Here is a 23,809-nt window from a genome sequence, read left to right on the forward strand (position 1 = left end):
CATTGCCGGTGAAAGTTATAAGATATTAATAGTTTTGCTCATAAGGGCTTTCAGAAAAGAAACCACCTGCTCTTTCCCTGCTTCCTGCAAAAAAAGAACATCCGGTATCTCACCAAAAATCACAATCAGGCGCTGTAAAATAAGCGGCCTGTTTTTGTCATCTTCTGCCGCCGCCAGCAACGATTCGGTTTCCGTCTGAAATGCCTCTGCGTCACCGAGCCCGGAAATCAGTAACTGGTTCAGCCGGGGCTCATCCGCCAGTACCGGTTCTGTACAATTCAGAGAAGAAATTTTCTGATGAAACATATCATTCAGGGAAATAAGCTGATTCAGGGTATGCAACCGGGCGGTCAACTCCCCGAACTCACTGTGATGACTGCAACTGGGCAGCGCCGCCGCCATATCACACACCAGCGAGTCGCGGACATAATTCAGCAGGCTTCTGACCCGGCTTTTCCGGTACTGCTCCAGCCACACTTTCCACAAATACAAAATATCGAATTTCCAGCTGATGTAGCTGCGGTACACCATTCTCAGCTGTGCGCAATCCAGTTGTGTCACCGGTGCGTGCAGGCGGATTTTCAGTGCGATATTGATTCCGGCCCGCGTTTCCTGCGCAAACTCACCATGAAGTAACTGCTCAATTTCCGCATCAATTTCAGCCGCTTCTTCCGCCGAAAACGGCAACTTACGCAATAAGGAACGCAGTGCCATAACATAATCACTGGGGTCCGGAAACAGGTTGCGCACATAATCGAGAAACTCACGGACAGAACGTCCGCAAGCCGCAAACCACTGCACAACCCGATCCAGTATTGTCTCTGTCCCCTCCGCACTGTTTTTTTGCTCTGACGCCGGTAACTGACTGATATTGTCATCTTTGCCGTACTGCCGCCGGTTAAACTGTGACAGCGCCATCGCCATGTCATCCATCACATCCATCATCTGTTCGGCATGATTTTCTGCCTGATTTTCCGCCGGGCGCTGCTCCGCCGCCACATCACCCGCCTGTTTTTGTGGTGCTGCTGACGGACGGAACGCCGCTGCGCCGGATACGCTATTGATCATATCAATAGCCCTGTTTCAGTGTCTGCATCATCTTAATACCTTGTTTATTCTCATGATTAAACGGAATATGACCGGTAATTTCTGTGTCGCTGAAAAAATCCTGTTGCAGAATACGGGGTTGTAACAGAAAAAGCCGGACCATTTTTTCTGTCTTTACTGATTCAAACTGAAACAACCGGCCTGCCAGCGGAATATCGCCCAGCAGCGGAATTTTGTCATTATGGCGGTGGCTGTTTTCCCGCGTGTACCCGCCAATCAGCAGTGTATTGCCCTGAGCAACCCTGGCTATCGTGCTGATATTGGTGCGGTTAATCACCGGCAATGCGTCTTCTCCGCCTGCTCCGTCAGCGTCCTTTTTCTGTGCGCCATCTTCAAGCTCGATAATCATCTCCACGGATTTCCGCTGATTGGCGATCCGCGGCGTCACACTCACTTTTGTACCATAAGTAATGCTTTCCAGGGATGATGTGCGCTCTCCCTGTAACTTACTGTAAAACGTGGTGTTATTATCAAAAACCGCCGGGGTGTTATCCTGAGTCAGGATAATCGGCCGGGAGACCATATTGGCCTGCCCTTTCGCAGACAATGCCCTGATTTTGCTGAAGAAGGAAAAACCGGTGAACTGGTTAAGCTCACTGAGATTAAATGACACCTTCATTTTTCCGGTACCGTAATCGGCCTGCCAGTTGATCCCCAGTTGGTCAGCTTCGTTTTTTGATACATCAATAATCCACAATGATAATTCGATCTGCGGTTTGGCAACATCCAGTTGCTTTATCAGTTGATTGATTAAGTGCAGGGCATTGCGGCTCCCTTTTAACAACAGGCTGTTTTCCCCCTGTAACGGCACAATCCGCACCCGCTCACCGCCCAGCCAGACGGTTTCAGCCGGCTGAATATCGCCCTGTTCTGCATCCTGCGGCACCAGTCCGGTTTTTGCCGCCGGCCCTGAGTCCAGTAACTCCCGCAATGCTGACGCCACCCCCGGCAATACCAGACTTTTTCCCCGCGACGTGATTTCGCGGTCCTGCACAAAACTGTTTTCCAGCTTAACCAACTGAATATGCTCATCCTCCGGTGAAATCCCCTGTTCCTGCACACTGTACTGAGCCTCAAGTGCATCCACCGCAGAACGGATAAGCGTCAGATAGCGCGGGGGCGCAGTGACATATAAAATCCGCTGCTGACGATCGGATGTCAGCGGATATTGCGCGTCAAACAACCCGGTTTGTTTCAGAAAAGCCGTCAGTTCATGGCGGGTGATGGCATTCAGCGTCAGCATCGATGATTCAATCTCATTGCTGCTGTAAATATAGAGGGTGCGGTTTTCCCGGTATGACACCAGTGCCATCGTTTTCAGCATCTGTGACAGTGCGGCCTGCGGGTCGGATAAATCAAAGGTGCCGGAAATCTTCTTCTTTTTCACCGCGTCCGACGAAATCATCATGACATCCAGCTTTCCGGCCAGCGCATCAAAAAAATGATCCAGCCGTGTTTCTTTCGCCACATACTGCTCCTGACGCGGTGGTTTTTTTTCGTATAACACTGTTTGCTCCGCCATGAGCGGCAGAGAAAGCAGACAAAGAATAAGACCAAACAGTCCCCCGGCGCTATTTTTTAACCGCATGATTTAAATTCCTTATTTTCCGGGGAGACATGCCAAATAATAGTTTGATTTCATTTGAGAAATGCGAAGCCGAGCAGTAGCCGTTATCTGCCGCGATACGGGTCAGTGAGTGCTCTTCTACCAGAATATCCAGCACCGAGGCCACGCCGCGCCAGTGCCGCAACTGGTATTTACTCTGATTGCCGATATAACGCTGACACAAACGTCTGAAATGAGTGCCGGATAACCCGTAGCGCTGACTGATATCGCGGATATTGCTGTTTTTACAATCGGCAGCGCTGATCAGATGCTTTACCAGCCAGTAATGTTCTGAGTGACGCAGTGAATTCAAAAATGTTTTTATTTCGCTGTTTTCGTTCAGCATCTCACAGACAACCCGGTATTCCGGATTATCAGCCTCACCCTGAACAGAAAAAATTACTTCATCATTCTGACAGATTGCATTATCCGTCATTTCGTCATTATCTTTTTGCGGTAAATGATAATGACAGTCTATAAAAGCCAATAGTTTTATACATTTTGACAGCGGAAAACAGCAATCAACCCGATCACTTTTTTTACATCCATCTGTATTATATATATCATTATAAATATATATCCGACTCATCTTTTCCATATGATTTCACATCATCCTTTTCATCCGAATATATAACAAATACGTGTATAACGTTAAACAATCATTGAACAAACTAAAATTTATCAGTGAATTTAAAATATAACACTATTTTTTACTACCATTTTTTTATAAAACTCACCACCATTTAAAAAAATGGCGAAAAGGATAAATCAAAATTATTCCACACATATAATCATAACCAGGAACAATTGATGATAAAATTATACGACATAATAACAATGGGAGATTCATCCGGAAAAGAAATCACATTACCTTCCGGTAAATATCATATTAACAATACCGATAGTGTTGGATCCGGTGACGCACTGATCCCCTTGTCCCTCCCGGTACCGGATTCATCATTACAGCGTATCGAGGCCGAATTGCATGAAGAGTATTATAGTGTTTCCTGTACTACTCACAGCAATGAAACTATCACGACAGACATCGGCTATAACGCATTATTTTCTTATCAGGGAATACCTTTTTTCGCTGTAAAAGAACAGCAGGATACCTGGCATAAAAGCATTCTGTCTGTGACAAAAAAGGCCGGAACACGCCGCAGCAGGTTCTCCGGACCCGCCTGTTTTTATGTTGTACTGATGTTATCGCTCCTGCTGACAGCAGGATTGATACTCCTGAAAAACCAAAGCAGAACAGAGACAAAAAACCATACGATAAGTTATGAAAATATTATACGCAGCTATATAAATAACAATGAATATATTATAAAAGACAATAATATCCTTGTTTTCTCATCCCCCGGAAACGATATTGCCGGGCTGAAAAAAGAACTACCGGGCTATACTATTTTTGAGGTTAATAAAACAAGCATAAAGATAGATAAAGATGATATTATCATCATGCCTGATTTTAATAAAAGAAAAGAAATCATTTATATATATCAAATGAATAAGATAGTTATCCCTGAAACCTTCAATCTTCCTGATGAGTTCAGAGAGGACATTACTGTCAGGACATTATCATTCAGTGATATTGTTAAATTAATAAATAACCGGTTCGGTCAGCACTCAATCCGGTACTCTGTAAAAAAATCAGGAAATACCATTTGGATTTACGCAGCTAAAAGGAGAGACAAGGAAACAGAGACTATTATTAAGGATATCAATACCACGATATTCTCAGCCCCCGGAAATACACTGGTACAGTACAGGGAAAGTATGCCCCACAACATTTATCCCGGCCTATATGGCACAGTAAATTATATTCACCTGTCTGATAACCACACAAAATTCACCTCTGATAATGAATAAGGACATTTATGCCTGATATAGCAAATAAAAATGATGCAATAACATTTACCACTCTGACGAAGCAATTCAAATCACCGATTCATGAAGACAATGTAAAACTGAATGCGCTGATGAATAATTTACAGTCAGGCAATAAAGACACGGCCAATGCCTATGACCTGGCGATATTGCAGGCCTGTACTTCATCGCTGAATATTAAATGTACTGCGCTCTCAGCGATGATTCGCCAGCATAAAGAAAACCTGTCAACACCGATCGGCAATATGCGCTGATTTATAACGTAAAAATGGCAGGTTACCTGCCTGCCATTAACCATAAAAAGGATTTTATGATGTCATCATTTAACCGGACTTTACCTGTCACAACGATCACCGGGATCACGGAGTTACTGACTGATCTCAGCGGCCGGGAGCAGGCGGCTTATCAGAATATCGTATTACCCGGAACCGCAAAAAAAGACCTGCGCCGGAAAACACAGGCACTGAGCACAGGGCAAACAACCACAGACACCAACGATGTCATGATGATGCTGGAAAACCAGGCCGTGATGGCCAAATGGCATACGGAGATCAGTTTTTATTCCCGTATGCTGCATCTGACCCTGAATGCCGCCGATACCGTCATTAAGGGTCAGTGATGCACAAGATAATGTTTATATTAATAATAAGCGGGATAAGCCTGCTGCTCAGCGGCTGTAAAGAGGGAACGATTCTGTCATCGCTGAATCAGCGTCAGTCTAATGAAGTGCTGGCCGCGCTGCATAAACATCAGATTCAGGCAGTGAAGACGCCGCAGGGAAAGGGGTTGTTCACCATTTCCGTACCGGAAGAACAGAGCCGTCACGCTATTCATATTTTACAGGAATACCATCTGCCCACTGATGAGCGGATTGAAATTGCCGGGATCTTCCCGTCAGATTCACTGATTGCCTCCCCGCAATCAGAAAAAGCCCGCCTGATTTCTGCCATTGAGCAGCGGCTGGAACAATCGCTGTTGTCATTTGATGCGGTTACCGGAGCCCGTGTTCATCTCAGTTATCCGCTGTCCGGGCCGGGAAGCCCCCGTAAACAGCCGGAAACACCCCGTGCCTCGGTGCTGATTTACCACTCCGGGATTGAGGATGAAACACAGTTCGCGCAGGATATTCAGACATTTGTGATGAATGCCTTTAACGGACTGACAGAAGAAACCGTTTCTGTACTCCTGTATCCCGGGAAACCGGTTATTGATTTGCCTCCGCAACCGGAGAACGCCGGTGTGTCCCCGTTTTTTCTGCTGTTTCCGGCAGGGATCATGCTGATAGCAGCTGGTTATGTCCGGCGCGGGCAATTACGGGCATTTCTGATGCGGAAAAAGGTCAGAACACCATGAATAACCGGTTTGATATACAAGGCACCGTCGCCCGGGTGATGTACCAGCCTGCGGATTATCTGCACAGCAGCCGCTTATTTGCCGGGTTGCCGCCGGCAGCGCAATCTGCGTCATACCGCAGAATGTATAATGCGGCCATTATCGATCACTACCGGCTGCCGCGTGAGCAGGATTTTGATCTGTTATCTCCGCTGACGATCCCGCTGCTGCGTCACTGGAGCCAACTGCCGGTAGTCTGTCACTATCTGGACAGCCTTATCCGTCACGCTTATGACCTGCCGGATGATACCGTGCCGGATTTATCACAACAGGCATTTTTATCTCTGACCCCGGCACTGCCGCTACCGGCATGGCCGCAAGCTCAGGCACAGCCGGATATCCCTGCGGTGCTGCCCGGCCAGATTGCCATGGCGCAATTATTATCCGCTTTTTCCCCCGCGCTGGCGGCGCGCTTTCAGCTGATGACGGATGCATCCTTATCACCGGCAGAAATCCGTCTGCCGCACCTGCCCGATTCCCTTTTACCGCTGGTATTGCATTATGTGCCGTTCACTGCCTGATCCTCTGCTGTTACATGTTAAATACGGCGTACTGATTAAACGCCGCCACGTCTCTGCGCTTTGCCGTCTCAGTAACCTGACCCGGCAGGCAAACCATCATGCTGCCCGCCTGATAAAACAGGCTGAAGACAAGGCAGAACAACATCGCCAAACAGGCTTTGATGCCGGTTTTCAACAGGGGCTGACACAGGCACTGCCTGAAATGGTACGGGTGATAAATGAATATAAATCAGTGATCCATCAAAATCTCGCCGGCGCGATTTCCGGCCTGGAAACGGAGTTATCTGCATTTTTCGATGACACCGGAATACGTTTTACGCTGATTCACCAATTAGTTGAGCAGTTTTCCGCAGAGAGTGAATGTGAATTAATTCTGCCGGCTGAACTTAAAAAGGGAATGACTGAGTATCCGGACTTCACTGTGCCGGTATCTTTTCATTTCAGCCGTAACATCATATTACGTACCGGGAAAAAATTACTTTATCTGACACCGGACACGTTTGCCCGTGAAAAAGCCACACAAATAAATAGCGGTATTGTTCCGGATAGCCCGGCGGGTATCTCCGGCGGCTATTTATCATTATACAAAAAAGGATAATAAATATGAAAATAGACAGGACCACCGGAAAGCCGGATATTCAACCCGGCGGGGACCATGAGAAAGCCAAACGATTGCATGACTGGCTTATCAGTAATTTTAATAGAAAGGAAGATATTTATCGCGGACTCGAGTTAGTGGGAACAGATGGATATAATACCGGTAATAATATAAAAGAAAAAATAACGTTATTAATTACCGTTGAAAATAAATTAACAAAAAACCCGGAATATTCTGATGCGAAAATACGTAAATCAGTAAGCCAGGTTGGCGGTGACATTGTTAACTATCATGCCTTTTACCAACAATATCTTCTTAGAATGGTAAATCAAAAACAGCTGGGATTAGCACCGGATGTACTTTCCGCTGATTTTGACCATAATAATAACAAAGATGACTGGCTTACTGTATTTAGCGGATAATGTCTGTTGTATCAGAATTGATAACAGCAGAAACAATATCCTGATTTAGATAAATTGTTTACCGTTCAGCAATACCGTTTCTGCTCTGAACTGATTTGAGCGCATCTGAATATGCGGTTCATGCGGATGTTCTGATGCTTCAGCTCTGCCGCTGAGGAACCATTCGACCGATGCATCTAATAATTCAGATAATTCAATAAGATGATGCAGGCTGATTTTACTGACACCGCGCTCATAACGGTTAAACTGTTGCTGACTGATATTCAGTTTTTGCGCTAATTTAACCGTAACAATCCCGAGTTCTTTACGTCTTGATTGGATTCTGTGGCCTAAGACTGCATAAAAGTCGGAAGTTTCCATAATGTCTACCTATTTTCTCTATAAGTCGTGAATTCAATTAAGTAAATTTACTTAAAAGCTATATTTTTTATGTATAAAAACGTTAAATACGAACAAAGTATTTCTCGCGAAATACTAAAATGATGAATAATTTCGTTTTAATCATGGCGTAATATTTAAATTCAGTTCAATATCGATATCACACTTCAAAGAAATTTAATTATACCTGTCAGATATAAACAGATTTATCTGAATTTTGATGAAGTGCTTAACCCGGTTTATCTATTTAACCAATTAAAAAATTAAGCGTCACAGAAAAACGTGAGAATCTATAATTACGATATCAAAATTTAAAATCACTCTGCGTATTTAAGACTATTCCCTAAGCAAAATAAGACCGGGATTACTAACTAGTCACATAAAGATAAGTTATTTTTTTAGTAAAATTACTTAGTCATTTTGCGATTAATTCATCGCCCTGTCTTTTTTATGCTATCCGTAGCATCAGCCGAAATAATGAGAGAATGTAAATCAGGATGTCTGATTATATCCTAATCCATCCACTAACCATGATTCTTTGATCTGACCACATAAAAAGCGAAATAGATCACACGTAACAAAATATTTTTCATCTCTTTACATCAATTAAGTGGCAATGGTCACATTTCAATCATGTTTTTGTCTAAAAAAACAACGGCGTGGTTAGAAAAAGCGCAAAAATCAGCTGATAAGCTATCCACAGGGTGCGTTGATTGAAAAAACCAGTAACAAATAATGGTATTTATAATTACCCATTTACACACTACTTGTGTCACTTTCGTAATTATAATCATCTAATTATTTTTAGATAGACACGTGTTATGCTGCTCCGAGAAAAAACTATTAAAATCTGACATTCACAGTGAGTAAGTGTTTAATGCTGCATTGTGAATATTTCACTTTAATTTCAAGTTTTTATTCTTAACAAAAAAAGATATCCAGCATGATATTGCAGTCTAATTGTATTTTTTTGTAACTTATTTGTTGTATTTGTAATTTTTTATTTATCGCGTTGCACATCACTTTTCATTTATGCCGTAATACGTCAAATTATTTCTTATATATCAATATATTATACGTTAATTGACATAAAACAATCCATTGGGGCAGCATGAGATTCACCTTGTGACAGGTATCATTTAGCGTTTTTTTATAAAACAGATTATTGATTCAGCTTCTGTTTAATAATTAGAAATGTTTTTGCTCACCTGTTTATATATTATTTGCAATGAAATCATTCAGGTTATGTCTCTTTATTACAGACATAAAAAAAGCACCTCTGAGGTGCTTTTTCAAACGGAGAGTAAAATCAACGACCGGCTTTCAGCTTCTGATAATAGTTTTCATAGAGCACACTGGTGTCACCCACATCATCCTGCCACTGCCCTTTACGGATGGTTTCCTCATCCGGATAGAGTGATTTGTCATTGACAATCTCTGCCGGGAGCCGTTTTTTCGCCGCCAGATTCGGGGTCGGATACCCGATAGTCTGTGCGACCTGTGCCGCAATTTCCGGACGCAGCAGGAAATCAATCAGCTTATGTGCGCCTTCCGGGTTTTTAGCGTTAGCCGGAATAGCCAAACTGTCCATCCAGAAGATGCCGCCCTCCTCAGGCCAGACAACATCAATATTCAGACCGGACTGACGTGCCACATACGCGGAGCCGTTCCAGATCATCCCGACATTGACTTCCCCTTCCATAAACGGGTTCGCCGGGTTATCGGAGTTAAACGCTAAAATGTTCGGGCGCAATTTTTGCAGTTCTTTATAAGCCTGCTCAATTTCAGCCGGATTGATGGTATTTGCTGAATAACCCAGTTTGCTCAGGGCAATCTGGAATACTTCACGGGCATCATCGGTCATCAGCAGGCTGTTTTTGTACTCCGGTTTCCACAGGTCAGCCCAGGAGGTTACAGAGGCCGGATCGACCTCATCACCGTTAATCCCGATAGCAGTCGCACCCCAGATATACGGAATCGAGTAATCGTTTTCCGGATCGAATGGTTTGTGCAGCAGATTCGGATCCAAGTTATCAAAGTGACTCAGCTTTGATTTATCGATCTTCTGCAGCATTCCTTCGTGGCGCATTTTGGCGACAAAATAGGTTGAAGGCACCACCAGGTCATAAGCCCCGTCTTTGTAGGTCTTCAGTTTGGTGTACATGCTTTCGTTGGATTCATAGGTGGAGTAAATCACCTTGATTCCGGTCTCTTTGGTAAACTGCTCTAATAACCCCGGCGGAACATATTCCGTCCAGTTATAGAAATAGAGTGTTTTACTGTCATCTGCTGATGCTGAACTCAAGCCCGCTGCCAGAATGCCGGCACCAAGCAGTAAGGACCACTTTTTCATTTCAGTGTTTCCCTCAACCCGGGTTAATCAGTGAATATCACAGGCGGTAACGCCCCCTTTGTTAATTAAGCAGAGTAATTATAAAAGCGGAAATGCGGGGGGTAAAGCAACGATTACGTCATAAAACGGTAACAGAATTGAAAATTCTGCGGCAATGCGGGATTATTCACACAATAAACCGGCGGATCCGCTGAAGACCGCGCCGGTAACAGAAAGGTTACTGCTGTTTGTGTGAGCGGTCACGCAGCACAAGCTGACTGATGATGACCATAAACAGCGAAAGTGCCATTAAAATCGTGGCCAGCGCATTCACTTCCGGTGAAACCCCGACTTTTACCATCGAGTAGATTTTCAGCGGCAGAATTTCATAGCCTGGTCCGGTAACAAATGAGGACACCACCACGTCATCCATTGACAGGGTAAAGCTCAGCAGCCAGCCCGCGATCACTGCCGGTAACGCCAGCGGCAGAATAATTTTGCGCAGAATGGTGAATTCCCCGGCCCCCAGATCACGTGCCGCTTCCAGCATTTTCACATCAAAATCTTTCAGCCGCGAATAGACTGTGACCACCACAAACGGCAGGCAGAAGGTAATGTGCGAGAACAGTAATGACCAGAAACCAAGCGACACCCCGAGGATCATAAACAACACCAGCAGGGAAATAGCCATCACGATATCCGGCGACATCATCACCACAAACAGCATACCGCCGACAAACGGTTTTCCTTTGAAGCGGTAGCGGTACAGTGCCACCGCTGTCAGTGAACCGATAACCGTGGCAAATGTGGCAGACAGAATTGCCATCGTCAATGAATGACCCGCCGCCTGCAGCAGGCTGTCATTATTGATCAGCGTGCTGTACCAGTCAGTCGTGAATCCCTGCCAGTTGATCCCGAAACGGGATGAGTTAAAGGAGTTCACAATCAGGATAACAATCGGGATGTATAAATAAGCATAGATGATGGTCATAAAACCACCGCGTAACAGGCGTCCTATCATTCCAGTTCACCCTTCTTATTCAACATTTTCGCCGCACGGTAATAAACATACAGCAGCAGCCCCATTGCTGCGGTCAGGAAGATACTGGTTGCCGCACCAAACGGCCAGTCACGGATGTTCAGGAACTGACTTTTTATCACGTTACCAATCAGCAGGTTTTTCGCCCCGCCCATCAGATCTGCCACATAGAACAGCCCCATCGCCGGCAGCAGCACCAGCAGACAACCGGCGATAATGCCCGGCATGGTCAGCGGCAGAATAATGCGGAAGAAGGTCTGAACTTTATTCGCCCCCAGATCACGTGCCGCTTCCAGTAAGGATTTATCGAGCTTTTCAATCGCGGAATAGAGCGGCATCACCATAAACGGCAGTAAAATATAGATAAGCCCGAGCACCACCGCTTCAGAGGTATACATCAGCTTAAAGGGTTTATCGATAAGCCCTGTCCATAATAAAAACTCATTCAGATAGCCGCGTGTACTGAGGAAAATTTTCAGCCCGTAAATACGGATAAGCGAGTTTGTCCAGAACGGGACTATCAGCAGGAATAACATCAGCGGACGATACTTCTGCGGCATCCTTGCAATAAACGCCGCAAACGGATAGCCGATCAGCAGGCAGCAGACCGTGGCAATCACCGCCATATTAAGCGAGTGCAGCATCACCTGTGCATACATCGGGTCAAATAAGCGCCGGTAATTGTCGAGGGTAAAGACCATATCGACCAGATTCGCGTCATTGCGTGTCAGGAAACTGGTGCCGATGATCATCAGATTGGGCAGGAAAACAAACAACAGTAACCAGGCGACAATCCCCGTGATCACGATAGTCTGGAGTGGTTTACGCGTCATTTTCATCGCCCAGCACCACCTCCCAGCTTTCAACCCATGTCACGGCGATTTTCTGATTCAGCGAGTGATCCACATCCGGGTCATCCTCATTAAAGAACTCACTGACCATCACCCGCTTGCCGTTTTCCATCTCCACTTCGGAATCCAGCGTCATACCTTTATAGTTGCGCTCGCGGACATAACCGATAAGCCCGGTAATCGGCTCATTATCATGGATTTCTTCAACACGCAGATCTTCCGGACGCAGCAGCACATGGACTCTCTGCCCCGGCGTGACATCCAGCGTGGTGTAAATATCACACTCGTGCCCTTCGACATTTGCGCGGATCCGCTGTTCATCGATTCGGTGCAGAACATCCGCATCAAAGATATTGATCTCACCGATAAACTGCGCCACAAACAGGTTTTTCGGCTCCTCGTAGATTTCACGCGGCGTGCCGTCCTGCTCAATCCTGCCGTCACGCATCACAATGATGCGGTCAGACATGGTCAGTGCCTCTTCCTGGTCGTGGGTGACAAACACAAAGGTGATCCCCAGCTGACGCTGAAGGGCTTTCAGTTCACTCTGCATCTGTTTGCGCAGCTTGTAATCCAGTGCGGAGAGAGATTCATCCAGCAGCAGCACTTCCGGTTTATTCACCACCGCACGGGCAATGGCAACACGCTGCTGTTGTCCGCCGGAAAGGTGCCCCGGTTTACGCCCGGCAAAATCCGCCAGCTGCACCATTTTCAGGGCTTCTTCCACACGCTGTGTGATTTCATGGTCCGGGGTTTTCTGCATACGCAGCCCGAACGCAACGTTTTCAAAGACTGTCATGTGCGGAAACAGGGCGTAGCTCTGGAAAACCGTGTTGATATGGCGCTGTTCAGCAGGGATATGCGTGATATCCTGGTCACCGAGCATAATGGTGCCTTCATCCGCATCCTCAAGCCCGGCGATTAACCGTAAAACCGTGGTTTTACCGCACCCGGACGGGCCCAGAATGGTGACGAACTCACCATGATTAATTGTGAGGTCTAAATGCTTAATTATGTTCTTGTCATCAAAGCTTTTGCTCAGCCCTTTCAGGGTGACAAGTGGTGTCAGAGAGGTTGTCTCAGTCATTTATGCTATTCACTCTATCCCGGAGGTCATGCAGATAGAACCGTAACTGAAAAAAGACTGTTAAAGCAGATTGGTCTACTTATGGCCAATGCCCAAAACCAGTTACGCCGTCAAAAAAAGAAGAGGGCATAATAAACACAGCGACCTTAAAATGAAAGCTGAAACGTCATCATGCCACTAATTTTTTGTTCATCTTTATTCATACATATCTTAACAATCATCCCCCTGATTGAAGGCATTTTCAAACAGGAATGCGATCTTATTGTCCGTGCGCAATATCTGCCGTTTTCGTACCGTAAACTATTAAAATAAACCCATTGTTAGATAAAACCTATCACATCGATAGCAGCAAGCCATTGGCTTCCCCGCGCCGCTTCCCGTATTGTTATTTTCAACGAAACAGGAGGAATCATCTATGTCTTTAATTAATACCCCAATCAAACCTTTCAAAAACATGGCATTCAAAAACGGTGAATTCATTGAAGTCACCGAAAAAGACACCGAAGGCAAATGGAGCATTTTCTTCTTTTATCCTGCTGACTTCACGTTTGTCTGCCCGACTGAGTTAGGCGACCTGGCTGACCATTACGATGAATTTCAGAAAATGGGCGTGGACATCTACTCTGTCTCCACTGACACCCATTTCACCCACAAAGCATGGCACAGCAGCTCAGAAACCATCGGCAAAATCAACTATGCCATGATCGGTGACCCGACCGGCGCACTGACCCGTAACTTCGAAAACATGCGTGAACTGGAAGGTCTGGCTGACCGCGGTACGTTCGTTGTTGACCCGCAGGGTATCATCCAGGCGATTGAAATCACTGCTGAAGGTATCGGCCGTGACGCATCTGACCTGCTGCGTAAAGTGAAAGCGGCTCAGTATGTTGCCAGCCATCCGGGTGAAGTCTGCCCTGCCAAATGGAAAGAAGGTGAAGCGACGCTGTCTCCGTCACTGGACCTGGTCGGTAAAATCTAAGCTCCCCCGTCTCCTTTCTTATTTACTGTTATCGGGTGCATTGCACCCGATTTTTTAAGGGAATAATCATGCTCGATAACACAATGAAAGCGCAGCTTAAAGCGTATCTCGAAAAATTAACCCGTCCGGTTGAGCTGGTATCAACCCTTGACGACAGTGCTAAGTCCGGTGAAATCAGAACATTATTACAGGAAATCGCTGAGTTATCGCCGAAGATTACCGTTCGCGAAGATAACAGTGCTTCTGCACGCAAGCCGTCATTCCTGATTGTCAATCCGGGACAGACGCAGGGCATCCGTTTTGCCGGTTCCCCGCTGGGTCATGAATTCACCTCACTGGTGTTAGCACTGTTACAAGTCGGCGGTCATCCGTCAAAAGAAGCACAGGAATTACTGGATCAGGTGCGCAATCTGGAAGGTGAATTCCATTTTGAAACCTATTATTCACTCTCCTGCCATAACTGCCCGGATGTGGTGCAGGCACTGAACCTGATGGCGGTACTTAATCCGAATATCACACACACGGCCATTGACGGCGGTCTGTTTCAGAATGAGATCACCGAACGCAATATCATGGGCGTGCCGGCGGTTTTCCTGAATGGTAACGAGTTCGGTCAGGGTCGTATGACACTGGCGGAAATCGTCAATAAAGTGGACAGCAACGCCGGTAAACGAGCAGCTGATGCTCTGAATCAGCAGGCACCGTATGAAGTGCTGATTGTCGGCAGCGGCCCTGCCGGAGCATCCGCAGCCGTGTATGCTGCCCGTAAAGGGATCCGTACCGGACTTATCGGTGAGCGTTTCGGCGGCCAGGTGCTGGATACCGTGGATATTGAAAACTATATCTCCGTACCCAAAACCGAAGGCGCAAAACTGGCGGCAGCACTGAAAGTGCATGTGGAAGATTACACCGCAGATGTGATTGATAACCAGAGCATCACGGCGCTGATCCCGGCCACGGAACAAGGCGGCCTGCATCAGTTACAGACCGCATCCGGTGCAACCCTGAAAGCGCGCAGCGTCATTATCAGTACCGGTGCCCGCTGGCGTAACATGGGTGTTCCGGGCGAGCAGGAATACCGCACCAAAGGGGTGACTTACTGCCCGCACTGTGACGGCCCGCTGTTCAAAGGGAAATCTGTGGCGGTGATCGGCGGCGGTAACTCCGGCGCGGAAGCCGCTATCGACCTGGCCGGTGTGGTGGAACACGTCACGCTGCTGGAATTTGCCCCGGAACTGAAAGCCGATGCGGTGTTACAGCAGAAATTACACAGCCTGGCAAACGTGGATATTATTGTGAATGCCCAAACCACCGAAGTGCTCGGCGACGGCAGCAAAGTGACCGGCTTACAGTACAAAGATCGTGTATCCGGTGAGCTTCACACACTGACACTGGCGGGGATTTTCGTTCAGATTGGCCTGCTGCCGAATACGCAGTGGCTGAAAGGAACACTGGATCTGAACCCGATGGGTGAGATTGTGGTCGATGCCCGTAACGAAACCAGTATTAAAGGGGTGTTCGGTGCCGGTGACTGCACCACCGTACCGTACAAACAAATTATTATCGCGGCAGGCGAAGGTGCCAAAGCGTCACTCAGCGCCTTTGATTACCTGATCCGCACCAGTACCAGAACCGCTGAATAGTCCGCTGTTCAGCTGTTGTACCCAAAGGCATCCGGGGGCGGATGCCTTTTTTTATTCCCCGCTAAACGCCGTCACACTCCGCCGGATCTGTTTGCGCAGCCAGCGGGTTTTCTGATGAATCGTAAAAGGCCGTTTTCCGTTCCGGAAAAGAGCGTTTCCTGTCACGACACAACAATACCTGCGGAGAAAAGACTTTTTTGTTTACTCTGCAGGAAAATAGCGGTTATATATAATCGCCTGCCCCTTACTGTTTATAATATCACTCTTATTATCACTCTTTTAACGTGTATATAATGATATCTTCTGCCTGCGCTGATTAATATTCAGCACTATGCCACATTTAATACAGACAAATATAACTATATTTATATTTATCACCATAGCAGTAAAGATAAACACCATATTATTATGTTTATTTCGTCACACTCTATTCATATACAAACACCGCAGACATACTTTAAGGTATAGCCCTCTCTGTTCTTAAAATTCGATACAATATATACCCGCCAGAGGAGTTCCCATGCGTTTTAAAACATTCATTCTGATTTCGGGATTATTGACCACGCTGTCCGGCTGTACCAGTGCATCACAGCAAATATCACCTCAGCCCGCACAACCAGCGGCAGAGCCGGTAAAATTACTCCCTGCACCGGCACAGAATTCCACCAGTAACAGCTGTATTGATGATATGTATCTGCTGCGCAAAACCAATGCCGGTGATTACCGGATATTATCCGGAAAATACGGTGAAGTCATGAATGAGTTTAATTTCCTGCGGGAAAATGAAAGCATTATGGATAATGACATTAAAATTTATATGAGAAACAGCCTGACGATAAAACTCGGTAAGGTATGCAGTGATATCAAACTGAGTGCATTCCGCTCAATCAAAAAGAAATCCAGCCTGAATGCCGGTTCATAAATAAAAAAGGCTTGCATTCAATACAAGCCTTTTTAAAACCCGGTTTTTGTCATTCAGAACTTTGTTCAATAATATCCCTGCAATATTCATAAAACAGAGTAAGAAATGCAAAATAGTCTTTTTCATTGTAATACTGAAGCGCTAAAAAGCGTTTTGCATCGGAATCGCCCTTTCCGGCCGCAATACGCAAATAATACTTTCCCTTCTCAATATCTTTTTTCACACCATAACGTCCGGTGAGATACAGTGTTCCCAGTAAAAACTGGGCATTTGTTTCTCCCTGTATCGCTTTTATATTCAACAACTCAATATTTTGCGACGGTGTTTCCGCAAAACAAAGTAACGGGATAAAAAATAAAGCTATCAAAAACCGGGAATATATTTTCATTTTTCCTTTATCCGTTAACAGTGTGCCGGGGTAACGATCATTTTTGATTTATTGTCTTTTCTTTACCGGCAACAATGACTTCAGGGGTGACTTTATGACTTTTATAAGGCTCGGACTGGCCGGTAAAACGCCCGCCGGTAATAATGGAAAATACTTCAGTCCGGCAAATACCATTCAGTTCACCCTTTTGCAGGATTTCCGTATTTTTGGCATTACAGGTTCCCATCATCATGCCATTAACGGCAACATGTTCCGCAGTCACATCACCTTCAATAACCCCTTTTTCCATAACGGAAACTTTAAATGCGCCGGCATTGATATTCCCTTTTACTTTTCCGTATATTTCGATATTACCTCCCGGGGTCATATCACCGGTTATTTCACAACCTGTTCCCACGATAGTAATACTCTTACCCGCCGGTTCATTTTTTACCGGTTCTGCTTTTGCCTGTTCCGCCTTCACAGATTCTGCTTTATTTACTTTATCTTTTTTATCGTCTTGTCTGAATAATGCCATAAAAAAACGCCTTCCTGTTGTGATGAAAAATAATACAAAGAGAAGCAACACGTACATGCTCATATGAAAATACAATTCTCTCCCGGAAGAGATAATGGCTATCAGTATTTCTCCCCAGAGAAACCAGAGACCGTATAAATATAAATGTATTTTCATTCGTTCAGCGTCATCATGCTTGCTGGTATACCGGCATATCACTGATACAACTTATATTTATCCGGATACGCATACCATTCTCTTCATCGATATAAAAAATAACATTATTAGCATCATAGTGATATTTAATATGACATTTCCGTTTTACAAATTTCTTCATAATATCTGCCAAGTCAGTTTTCATATCATCAAAAATCATAGATCCTCCTGATATTACGGTTATAAGTAATAATAAAATATACCTGAGCAGAGATGCATAAGATAAACCTATGGTTTTTCATCATAGATAACCATATAACTGCTGGTATTTAATACGCTGTTTTTTTGATTATTTTTCAGATCTTTTTCCAGATCGCCACCGAATTTGATCGGTATATCATCGCCGTCGTTATCGAAAAATGCCTGCCAGGCACCGGCGATTTCATCCGAGTAAAACTGATCACCGGATTTATCACGCTGTACCGGCACTGCCGGTAATGTACTGAACACATCACTGTGCGGGATCCGGCTTCCGGGCGGTAATTTTCCGGCAGGTTCCGGCAGGGTGGTCAGATCCATCGGAAACGGCATGCCCCGTCTGCCGGATAAAAAACGGTTTCTCAGAGAATCCGGAGACACGGCAACAACCGCCCCTATACCTTCTATTGTTTCCGATATCACCGGCTCAGATTGCCTGACAACCGGCTTTGCTGCAGACGATTCGGCGACTGAAACCGGAAAAATAAAGGGTAAAGAAAACAGCAGATATAATCTTATTTTTTTTATCTTAAACGTGTTATATGACATAAACATAAATATGTCCCGGCTCCGGATTCTCAGAGTTAATGATGATAAAATAATTTATCAATAAGTACTTACGACATCCCCATCGTAATGATTTCATTCATTATTTCTGTATAAATATACGTTATTATTGTTTAAATCATTTTCTGTAATCATGACAGTATGAGGGGTCTATTCTTCCTTCATGCTCACCGACCTTATGATGGTAATAGCTGCCTAACACAGAGAATAAATTATTAACATCGTTTGGTGTCATTTGCAGAGCAGCGAAATAACGCATAAGCATGTCCAGGTTAAAACAATTCACACCTCTTTCATAACGGGAAATTTGTTGCTGGCTGATGCTTAAAATTTTTGAAAGTTCAATACCGGATAACCCGAGCTGTCGGCGTTTATTCTTAAGAGCCTGACCTATTACACTGGAAATAGGATGAATATTTTTAATCACAAATCCTCCTGACGACTACATTACACTCTGACTGCTATTTTATAAATAAAACAACATATATTCTGTTTTATATGCCATGTGAAATAATAATAATCACTGAAAAGATAAACCAATATATTTCATGCCTGTTTCAGACACCTCCTTATTCAGTTAAATAATTAGCGTGATAATACATTCACACTCCATATAAGAGTAAAAATGTTATTTTCAACACTCATATTGTTTAGTGGCAAAATAATTAAATAATCAACTATTTTGTTGATCACAATATCACAGCAGCAGAGATTAATGCTCTCTGCTATCCCGTGTATGAATAAACATTATCGTCACTGACATTTCAGCTGTATTTCTTTTTATCACAGGGGGAATTGGTATTACAAAATGATTCTGATGATCATCTTGCTGCCATTACCTGTTATCGTTAATAGCCCTCTTTATATACGTTATTTTATTTTCATGTAAAGAGTAAATGACTTATAGCGGTGTGTGCAAATTTTTATTCACCTCTCTATTCAAATCTAACAATAGATTAAACCTATCAATAAAAATTTATTCATACCTTAAAAACAGAACAATAAGTTAAATTTACTAATCACATCAGTAAGTTAAATTGAAGTAACTGTTTTTACACAATAAATGCGATTTATCCTAAATATCCTGACCACTCTTCTCGCGATTACTCCTGAAGCACTCCGTTACACATTTATTATATTTTTTCACAAATAGCCATTTCGATTCTCAAATAATTAACAAATAATTGTGCTTATAATTATATTTTTTTGAGGTATTCGATTCAGGTTTAGTCGTGTGAAAACATATATTATGCTTACAGAGTCACATCAATTAGTATTATCATCTGATATAAATCAGCAATTCTGAATAAATGTATATTCGCAGGAAAAACTATCCGTTCATCCTGAACAGAATACATTTACCGGGATCTGCCTTTCCTTTCCGGCGGATCCACTATTATTTTCCTGTTCACATAAATAAATATCCCCCGGCATAGCCGGGGGAATGTTGTGCACAAGAAGCCACAGACACTTCTGTCTGTGGCTTTTATTATTGTTACTACCGATCAGTAACGTTTCTTCTTTACTTCGGCTCAGCAGAGGATACCGTTCCTTTTTGTACTACCTGAACGTCATTATTCGCATCCACGATGATATCAAATACAATCCATTGCGAAGACTTAGCGACATTCACATCCGGAGCATTAAAACTCATCATTCTCGATGTTCCCGGTTTCAGTGTTAAGTCCGGGTTCAGGAACAGCAACACCTTCGCTGTCGATAATTTAGCTGCAGGGCCTGAGAAGTTTTTAACATAATAGGTATAGGTTCCTGTATGTCCTTTCTCTATGGTTATCGTTTCAACACCCGGTGCTGCTTTCTGATCTTTATCCAGTGATGCATCTGCACCGGCCGGATTTTGAGCGGACGTCGGGTAATACACATGGATCCGGGCGCCTCCGCCGACAGGCGGAACCAGTAAATGCGCATCCAGATCTTGCGGTGCTTCACTCCACTGCAAAATAATACGACCGAACTTGGTGTCCAGTGACGGAGACAATGCAAACTTAAAGTTTGTATCCGCGCCACTCTTCACGACCATAAAGTCATCGTAGTCGTCGTAATTATCCGCCGTGATCTTAATTGCATACTTACCGCCAACCAGATCAACCTTAAACTTGCCGGTTGCATCCGTTGTTATCTCGTGCAGCAATTCTGATCCATCCTCCGAGAAGATCTTAACGTTTGCACCTTTCACCGGGCTGTCTCCGGGCTTAACCGCATCAATGACCAGCACCGATGTCGTGAACAACTCTTCAAAGGAAACCTTCTGATCAGCATTCACGGACTGACTTCCCTGTTCGGCACTGACCACAATGTCATAGACCGGGGTCTTGGTACTGATCAGTTTGACCTTTACTTTACCCTCTGCGTCTGTCTGCTGTGAAGTCTCAGAGAATGTAGCGGAAGCACCGGCAGTATTGGTCCAGAGAATCGTTACACCACTCACGGGGTTGTCATTCGCGTCACGGACTTCGGCAATAAATTCAAAGAAATCAGTACCGTTGGCAATCTTCCGCTCCTGAACACCGCTGAGACTCACATCCTCGATTTCTGCGGTTGCGATATCACTTGTCAGAGTGACAGTAACCGGTACAACCGCGAATGCTTGTCCGTCGAGATCAATCGTGATGTTAGCATTACCGGCTTTGGTGCCCTTCAGGACTGCGCTGTAAGTTCCGTCCGGGTTTTTCGTTGTTGTACTTACTTTGCTGTCCGTCAGGTCTGATTTAAACTTCACATCCTGAGAGGGGATATTGTTTCCGAATTTGTCTTTCAGAATGAACGTCAGTGTTGACTCGTCATCGTCATTCGCCACAATAGTCATCGGATCAGCCGACAGCGATGATTGACCGGTATCCGGATTCGCGCTGTCCGGCGTCACCGCATACACGTCGGATTCCGCCTCACTGCCCCAGCCGTTCAGTTTCAGTGAAGCTTTGTTACCGGCACTCACGGTCTGTGCGGTATAGACGCGCTCATACTCACCGTTGCCCTTATCATCCCAGTCACCGGCTTTTACGGCAGCATTCGGCACCGTAACGGTATCTGCCGTCAGGACGTCTTTCTGCCCGGTAACGCCGTTACCCTGCCCGTCCTTCAGCGTGACCGTGACCTTGATATCGTCACCGGCGGTATAAGTATCCTTATCCCGCTCAATGGCTGAGCCCCCCTCAACGATACTGCCCTGGGCCACCGCATACACGTCAGATTCCGCCGCACTGCCCCAGCCGTTCAGTTTCAGTGAAGCTTTGTTACCGGCACTCACGGTCTGTGCGGTATAGACGCGCTCATACTCACCGTTGCCCTTATCATCCCAGTCACCGGCTTTTACGGCAGCATTCGGCACCGTAACGGTATCTGCCGTCAGGACGTCTTTCTGCCCGGTAACGCCGTTACCCTGCCCGTCCTTCAGCGTGACCGTGACCCTGATATCATCACCGGCGGTATAAGTACTCTTATCCCTCTCAATGGCTGAGTCCGCCTGAACGACACTGCCCTGCGTCACCGCATACACGCCGGATTCGGCCGCACTGCCCCAGTCATCCAGTTTCAGCGAGACTTTGTTACCGCTACTCGCTTTCTGCGCGGTATAAACGCGCTCATACTCACCATCGCCCTGATAAGTCCAGACATCGGCTTTTTCGGCAGTATTCGGCACAATGACGGCTTTTTCTGTCAGGAGAGCGACCTCTTGTCCCCGGATACCGTTACCCTGCCCGTCCTTCAGCGTGACCGTGACCTTGATATCGTCACCGGCAGTATACGTCCCCTTATCAACACGCACCCCGGAAGCAGACTGCTCCACGCCGCCAATAGTGATACTGTAAGCCGCTGATTCTGATGCCGTTGTCCAACCGTCCAGTTTTACTGAGACCTTATTGTCAGCACTTTCATTTTTTGCAGTGTAATTCCGTTCATAGCTGCCGTCGTTCCTGTCAGACCAGTCACTGCCTGCTTTTTCACCTGTATTCGGTACGATGACAGTCTGTGCTGTCAGGGACGAGACCTGTCCGGTAACACTGTTACCGTAGGTATCTTTCAGCATAACCGTTACTTTGATATCTTTGCCTGCCGTGTAATTCTGTTTATCCGTTATAACCTGTGAGGTCGTCTGCGCCACACTGCCTGCGGTTATGGCATACACGGAAGAGTGTACTGCACTGCTCCAGCTGTCCGGTTTCAGGGATGCCTTCAGATTTGTGCCCGATTTTTCTGCGGTATAGACGCGCTCATACTCACCGTCCCCCTTCTCAGTCCAGGCACTGCCCGCTTTTGCGGCGGCATTCGGCACAATGACAGCTTTTTCTGTCAGGAGAGCGCCCTGCCCGGAGATACCGTTACCCTGTCCATCTTTCAGCGTCACTGTCACCGTCAGATCACTGCCGGCAATGTAAGTCTCCTGATCAGTGCGAATCAATGACATGGATGGCACCGCACTGCCCGGTACAAATGTCGCAGGTTTTGACATTGTATTATCATTAACCTTTGCGGTTACCATAATATCCGTTGCCACCGTGCTGCTCAGGCTGAAAAAGGCCTCTCCCTTCTCATTCGTCAGTGATGTCTCTCCCGCCGGCGTTGCCGCCGGATCGGTGCTGAACGTCACAGAAACAGAGGGTACCAGGTTACCTTTGCTGTCCGTTACAATGACTTTGACGGTGTTCTGAGCCACTCCGTCTGCCGGTTTGTTATTCACCGGTACCGTCATATTGCCGTCAAGGATCTCCGCCGTTGCACTGTCTGCGGTAAATGTCACATTGACGAATGCCGTTTTACCGTTCACCTGCGCAGTCACCTTCGTTTTACCGGCGTTGGTGTTCGTCAGCTCAAAGATGGTCTCACCGTTGCTGTCCGTTGTCAGCTGAGACTGCGGCGGCACAGCATCGTTGTCCGCAATGAACTGTACGGAATAGCCCGGGATACGGTTACCATAAGCATCCAGAACCGTTGCCTGCACCCGGTTTACCGCTGTGCCGTCAGCTTTCTGATCGTCATCCACGATTTTCAGTTGCGAGTCTGTCATGGTGGCTGTGGATTCATCCGGCTTAAACACCAGCTGTCTGGTGACACTGCTGTCGTTAATGCTGAAGGTGTAATCCTCAGAGCCGGCTTTGGTGTTGGTGATAAAAACACGCAGGCGACCCTGGTTATCCGTGATCCCGCTTACCGGCTGG

The 23,809-nt window shown here is 45.7% G+C and carries 25 protein-coding genes; 11 read left to right on the top strand and 14 right to left on the bottom strand.

Annotation, left to right across the window (positions count from 1 at the left end; genetic code table 11):
- Positions 1 to 15: 15 nt before the first annotated feature.
- From sctW to N7387_RS03615, 3 genes are read right to left on the bottom strand one after another with little or no spacing between them, the layout of a single operon-like run.
- Complete coding sequence (sctW, locus tag N7387_RS03605; RefSeq protein ID WP_279796969.1) at positions 16 to 1,068, bottom strand: type III secretion system gatekeeper subunit SctW; 1,053 nt, start codon at positions 1,066 to 1,068, stop codon at positions 16 to 18.
- Position 1,069: 1 nt separating this feature from the next.
- Complete coding sequence (sctC, locus tag N7387_RS03610) at positions 1,070 to 2,695, bottom strand: type III secretion system outer membrane ring subunit SctC (protein WP_279796971.1); 1,626 nt, start codon at positions 2,693 to 2,695, stop codon at positions 1,070 to 1,072.
- A complete protein-coding gene (locus N7387_RS03615) occupies positions 2,679 to 3,149 on the bottom strand; it encodes a helix-turn-helix domain-containing protein (protein ID WP_279796972.1) in 471 nt (156 codons plus the stop codon). The genes sctC and N7387_RS03615 overlap by 17 nt, the downstream gene beginning before the upstream one ends.
- Positions 3,150 to 3,523: 374 nt before the next feature.
- On the opposite strand from N7387_RS03615, the gene N7387_RS03620 reads away from it, so the two are divergent.
- The 7 genes from N7387_RS03620 to N7387_RS03650 are packed head-to-tail and all read left to right on the top strand — an operon-like array spanning position 3,524 to position 7,536.
- The gene (locus tag N7387_RS03620) at positions 3,524 to 4,585 is read left to right on the top strand and encodes a hypothetical protein (RefSeq protein ID WP_279796974.1); all 1,062 of its coding nucleotides are present in this window, start codon (positions 3,524 to 3,526) and stop codon (positions 4,583 to 4,585) included.
- Positions 4,586 to 4,593: 8 nt separating this feature from the next.
- Entirely contained in the window at positions 4,594 to 4,857 is a 264-nt protein-coding gene (locus tag N7387_RS03625; protein ID WP_279796976.1) for a hypothetical protein, read from the top strand.
- Positions 4,858 to 4,913: 56 nt separating this feature from the next.
- Positions 4,914 to 5,222 (top strand): hypothetical protein, encoded by a 309-nt coding sequence (locus tag N7387_RS03630; protein WP_247709314.1) that lies wholly within the window; start codon positions 4,914 to 4,916, stop codon positions 5,220 to 5,222.
- Positions 5,222 to 5,956, top strand: a complete 735-nt coding sequence (gene sctJ, locus N7387_RS03635; protein ID WP_279796980.1) for a type III secretion inner membrane ring lipoprotein SctJ — start codon at positions 5,222 to 5,224, stop codon at positions 5,954 to 5,956. The genes N7387_RS03630 and sctJ overlap by 1 nt, the downstream gene beginning before the upstream one ends.
- Complete coding sequence (locus N7387_RS03640; RefSeq protein ID WP_279796982.1) at positions 5,953 to 6,516, top strand: hypothetical protein; 564 nt, start codon at positions 5,953 to 5,955, stop codon at positions 6,514 to 6,516. The genes sctJ and N7387_RS03640 overlap by 4 nt, the downstream gene beginning before the upstream one ends.
- Entirely contained in the window at positions 6,497 to 7,114 is a 618-nt protein-coding gene (locus N7387_RS03645; protein WP_279796984.1) for a hypothetical protein, read from the top strand. The genes N7387_RS03640 and N7387_RS03645 overlap by 20 nt, the downstream gene beginning before the upstream one ends.
- 5 nt (positions 7,115 to 7,119) lie before the next feature.
- Positions 7,120 to 7,536, top strand: coding sequence for a hypothetical protein (locus N7387_RS03650; RefSeq protein WP_262881855.1), 417 nt, complete (start codon positions 7,120 to 7,122; stop codon positions 7,534 to 7,536).
- A 45-nt stretch (positions 7,537 to 7,581) separates the two neighbouring features.
- Here N7387_RS03650 and N7387_RS03655 read toward each other — a convergent pair whose 3' ends face one another.
- The 5 genes from N7387_RS03655 to potA all read right to left on the bottom strand — a co-directional run bounded on the left by N7387_RS03655 (position 7,582) and on the right by potA (position 13,223).
- The gene (locus N7387_RS03655) at positions 7,582 to 7,896 is read right to left on the bottom strand and encodes a helix-turn-helix transcriptional regulator (RefSeq protein ID WP_262860167.1); all 315 of its coding nucleotides are present in this window, start codon (positions 7,894 to 7,896) and stop codon (positions 7,582 to 7,584) included.
- Positions 7,897 to 9,223: 1,327 nt separating this feature from the next.
- Positions 9,224 to 10,267: a spermidine/putrescine ABC transporter substrate-binding protein PotD gene (potD, locus tag N7387_RS03660; RefSeq protein ID WP_279796987.1), complete on the bottom strand. Its 1,044-nt coding sequence runs from the start codon at positions 10,265 to 10,267 to the stop codon at positions 9,224 to 9,226.
- Between the two features lie 217 nt (positions 10,268 to 10,484).
- Complete coding sequence (gene potC / locus N7387_RS03665; protein ID WP_025152481.1) at positions 10,485 to 11,267, bottom strand: spermidine/putrescine ABC transporter permease PotC; 783 nt, start codon at positions 11,265 to 11,267, stop codon at positions 10,485 to 10,487.
- Positions 11,264 to 12,124 (bottom strand): spermidine/putrescine ABC transporter permease PotB, encoded by an 861-nt coding sequence (gene potB / locus N7387_RS03670; protein WP_262862351.1) that lies wholly within the window; start codon positions 12,122 to 12,124, stop codon positions 11,264 to 11,266. Before potB ends, potC begins: the two co-directional genes overlap by 4 nt.
- A complete protein-coding gene (gene potA / locus N7387_RS03675) occupies positions 12,108 to 13,223 on the bottom strand; it encodes a spermidine/putrescine ABC transporter ATP-binding protein PotA (RefSeq protein ID WP_279796990.1) in 1,116 nt (371 codons plus the stop codon). Before potA ends, potB begins: the two co-directional genes overlap by 17 nt.
- 415 nt (positions 13,224 to 13,638) lie before the next feature.
- Here potA and ahpC point away from each other — a divergent pair, with 415 nt between their 5' ends.
- The 3 genes from ahpC (at position 13,639) to N7387_RS03690 (ending at position 16,767) form a co-directional block, all read left to right on the top strand.
- Entirely contained in the window at positions 13,639 to 14,202 is a 564-nt protein-coding gene (gene ahpC, locus N7387_RS03680; protein WP_262860171.1) for an alkyl hydroperoxide reductase subunit C, read from the top strand.
- A gap of 68 nt (positions 14,203 to 14,270) precedes the next feature.
- Positions 14,271 to 15,845 (top strand): alkyl hydroperoxide reductase subunit F, encoded by a 1,575-nt coding sequence (gene ahpF, locus N7387_RS03685; RefSeq protein WP_072868903.1) that lies wholly within the window; start codon positions 14,271 to 14,273, stop codon positions 15,843 to 15,845.
- A 520-nt stretch (positions 15,846 to 16,365) separates the two neighbouring features.
- Complete coding sequence (locus tag N7387_RS03690; RefSeq protein WP_279796994.1) at positions 16,366 to 16,767, top strand: hypothetical protein; 402 nt, start codon at positions 16,366 to 16,368, stop codon at positions 16,765 to 16,767.
- 49 nt (positions 16,768 to 16,816) lie between these two features.
- Here the strand turns inward: N7387_RS03690 and N7387_RS03695 are convergent, their stop codons facing one another.
- The 4 genes from N7387_RS03695 to N7387_RS03710 form a co-directional block, all read right to left on the bottom strand.
- Complete coding sequence (locus N7387_RS03695) at positions 16,817 to 17,155, bottom strand: sel1 repeat family protein (protein ID WP_262861759.1); 339 nt, start codon at positions 17,153 to 17,155, stop codon at positions 16,817 to 16,819.
- Positions 17,156 to 17,192: 37 nt separating this feature from the next.
- Positions 17,193 to 17,828 (bottom strand): polymer-forming cytoskeletal protein, encoded by a 636-nt coding sequence (locus N7387_RS03700; RefSeq protein WP_279796996.1) that lies wholly within the window; start codon positions 17,826 to 17,828, stop codon positions 17,193 to 17,195.
- Positions 17,829 to 17,841: 13 nt separating this feature from the next.
- Positions 17,842 to 18,027: a hypothetical protein gene (locus N7387_RS03705; protein ID WP_262861693.1), complete on the bottom strand. Its 186-nt coding sequence runs from the start codon at positions 18,025 to 18,027 to the stop codon at positions 17,842 to 17,844.
- A gap of 68 nt (positions 18,028 to 18,095) precedes the next feature.
- Positions 18,096 to 18,398 (bottom strand): hypothetical protein, encoded by a 303-nt coding sequence (locus N7387_RS03710; RefSeq protein WP_262861694.1) that lies wholly within the window; start codon positions 18,396 to 18,398, stop codon positions 18,096 to 18,098.
- Between N7387_RS03710 and N7387_RS03715 the strand changes: the two genes are divergently transcribed.
- Positions 18,397 to 18,678, top strand: a complete 282-nt coding sequence (locus tag N7387_RS03715) for a hypothetical protein (RefSeq protein WP_262861695.1) — start codon at positions 18,397 to 18,399, stop codon at positions 18,676 to 18,678. The genes N7387_RS03710 and N7387_RS03715 overlap by 2 nt on opposite strands.
- A 72-nt stretch (positions 18,679 to 18,750) precedes the next feature.
- Here N7387_RS03715 and N7387_RS03720 read toward each other — a convergent pair whose 3' ends face one another.
- Positions 18,751 to 19,059 carry a helix-turn-helix transcriptional regulator gene (locus N7387_RS03720; protein WP_262861696.1) on the bottom strand — a complete coding sequence of 103 codons (309 nt, stop codon included), beginning with the start codon at positions 19,057 to 19,059 and terminating at the stop codon, positions 18,751 to 18,753.
- Positions 19,060 to 20,154: 1,095 nt separating this feature from the next.
- Positions 20,155 to 23,809 (bottom strand): Ig-like domain-containing protein (locus N7387_RS03725; RefSeq protein ID WP_279797002.1); only part of this gene is annotated, 3,655 nt, incomplete at its 5' end.

The organism is Morganella sp. GD04133 (assembly GCF_029835375.1).
Taxonomy (GTDB): Bacteria; Pseudomonadota; Gammaproteobacteria; order Enterobacterales; family Enterobacteriaceae; genus Morganella; species Morganella morganii_B.

Coding starts and splice junctions, on each gene's coding strand:
- sctW (WP_279796969.1), bottom strand. CDS start 1,068: ATGATCAATAGCGTATCCGGCGCAGCGGCGTTCCGTCCGTCAGCAGCA.
- sctC (WP_279796971.1), bottom strand. CDS start 2,695: ATGCGGTTAAAAAATAGCGCCGGGGGACTGTTTGGTCTTATTCTTTGT.
- N7387_RS03615 (WP_279796972.1), bottom strand. CDS start 3,149: ATGACGGATAATGCAATCTGTCAGAATGATGAAGTAATTTTTTCTGTT.
- N7387_RS03620 (WP_279796974.1), top strand. CDS start 3,524: ATGATAAAATTATACGACATAATAACAATGGGAGATTCATCCGGAAAA.
- N7387_RS03625 (WP_279796976.1), top strand. CDS start 4,594: ATGCCTGATATAGCAAATAAAAATGATGCAATAACATTTACCACTCTG.
- N7387_RS03630 (WP_247709314.1), top strand. CDS start 4,914: ATGATGTCATCATTTAACCGGACTTTACCTGTCACAACGATCACCGGG.
- sctJ (WP_279796980.1), top strand. CDS start 5,222: ATGCACAAGATAATGTTTATATTAATAATAAGCGGGATAAGCCTGCTG.
- N7387_RS03640 (WP_279796982.1), top strand. CDS start 5,953: ATGAATAACCGGTTTGATATACAAGGCACCGTCGCCCGGGTGATGTAC.
- N7387_RS03645 (WP_279796984.1), top strand. CDS start 6,497: ATGTGCCGTTCACTGCCTGATCCTCTGCTGTTACATGTTAAATACGGC.
- N7387_RS03650 (WP_262881855.1), top strand. CDS start 7,120: ATGAAAATAGACAGGACCACCGGAAAGCCGGATATTCAACCCGGCGGG.
- N7387_RS03655 (WP_262860167.1), bottom strand. CDS start 7,896: ATGGAAACTTCCGACTTTTATGCAGTCTTAGGCCACAGAATCCAATCA.
- potD (WP_279796987.1), bottom strand. CDS start 10,267: ATGAAAAAGTGGTCCTTACTGCTTGGTGCCGGCATTCTGGCAGCGGGC.
- potC (WP_025152481.1), bottom strand. CDS start 11,267: ATGATAGGACGCCTGTTACGCGGTGGTTTTATGACCATCATCTATGCT.
- potB (WP_262862351.1), bottom strand. CDS start 12,124: ATGAAAATGACGCGTAAACCACTCCAGACTATCGTGATCACGGGGATT.
- potA (WP_279796990.1), bottom strand. CDS start 13,223: ATGACTGAGACAACCTCTCTGACACCACTTGTCACCCTGAAAGGGCTG.
- ahpC (WP_262860171.1), top strand. CDS start 13,639: ATGTCTTTAATTAATACCCCAATCAAACCTTTCAAAAACATGGCATTC.
- ahpF (WP_072868903.1), top strand. CDS start 14,271: ATGCTCGATAACACAATGAAAGCGCAGCTTAAAGCGTATCTCGAAAAA.
- N7387_RS03690 (WP_279796994.1), top strand. CDS start 16,366: ATGCGTTTTAAAACATTCATTCTGATTTCGGGATTATTGACCACGCTG.
- N7387_RS03695 (WP_262861759.1), bottom strand. CDS start 17,155: ATGAAAATATATTCCCGGTTTTTGATAGCTTTATTTTTTATCCCGTTA.
- N7387_RS03700 (WP_279796996.1), bottom strand. CDS start 17,828: ATGAAAATACATTTATATTTATACGGTCTCTGGTTTCTCTGGGGAGAA.
- N7387_RS03705 (WP_262861693.1), bottom strand. CDS start 18,027: ATGATTTTTGATGATATGAAAACTGACTTGGCAGATATTATGAAGAAA.
- N7387_RS03715 (WP_262861695.1), top strand. CDS start 18,397: ATGCCCCGTCTGCCGGATAAAAAACGGTTTCTCAGAGAATCCGGAGAC.
- N7387_RS03710 (WP_262861694.1), bottom strand. CDS start 18,398: ATGCCGTTTCCGATGGATCTGACCACCCTGCCGGAACCTGCCGGAAAA.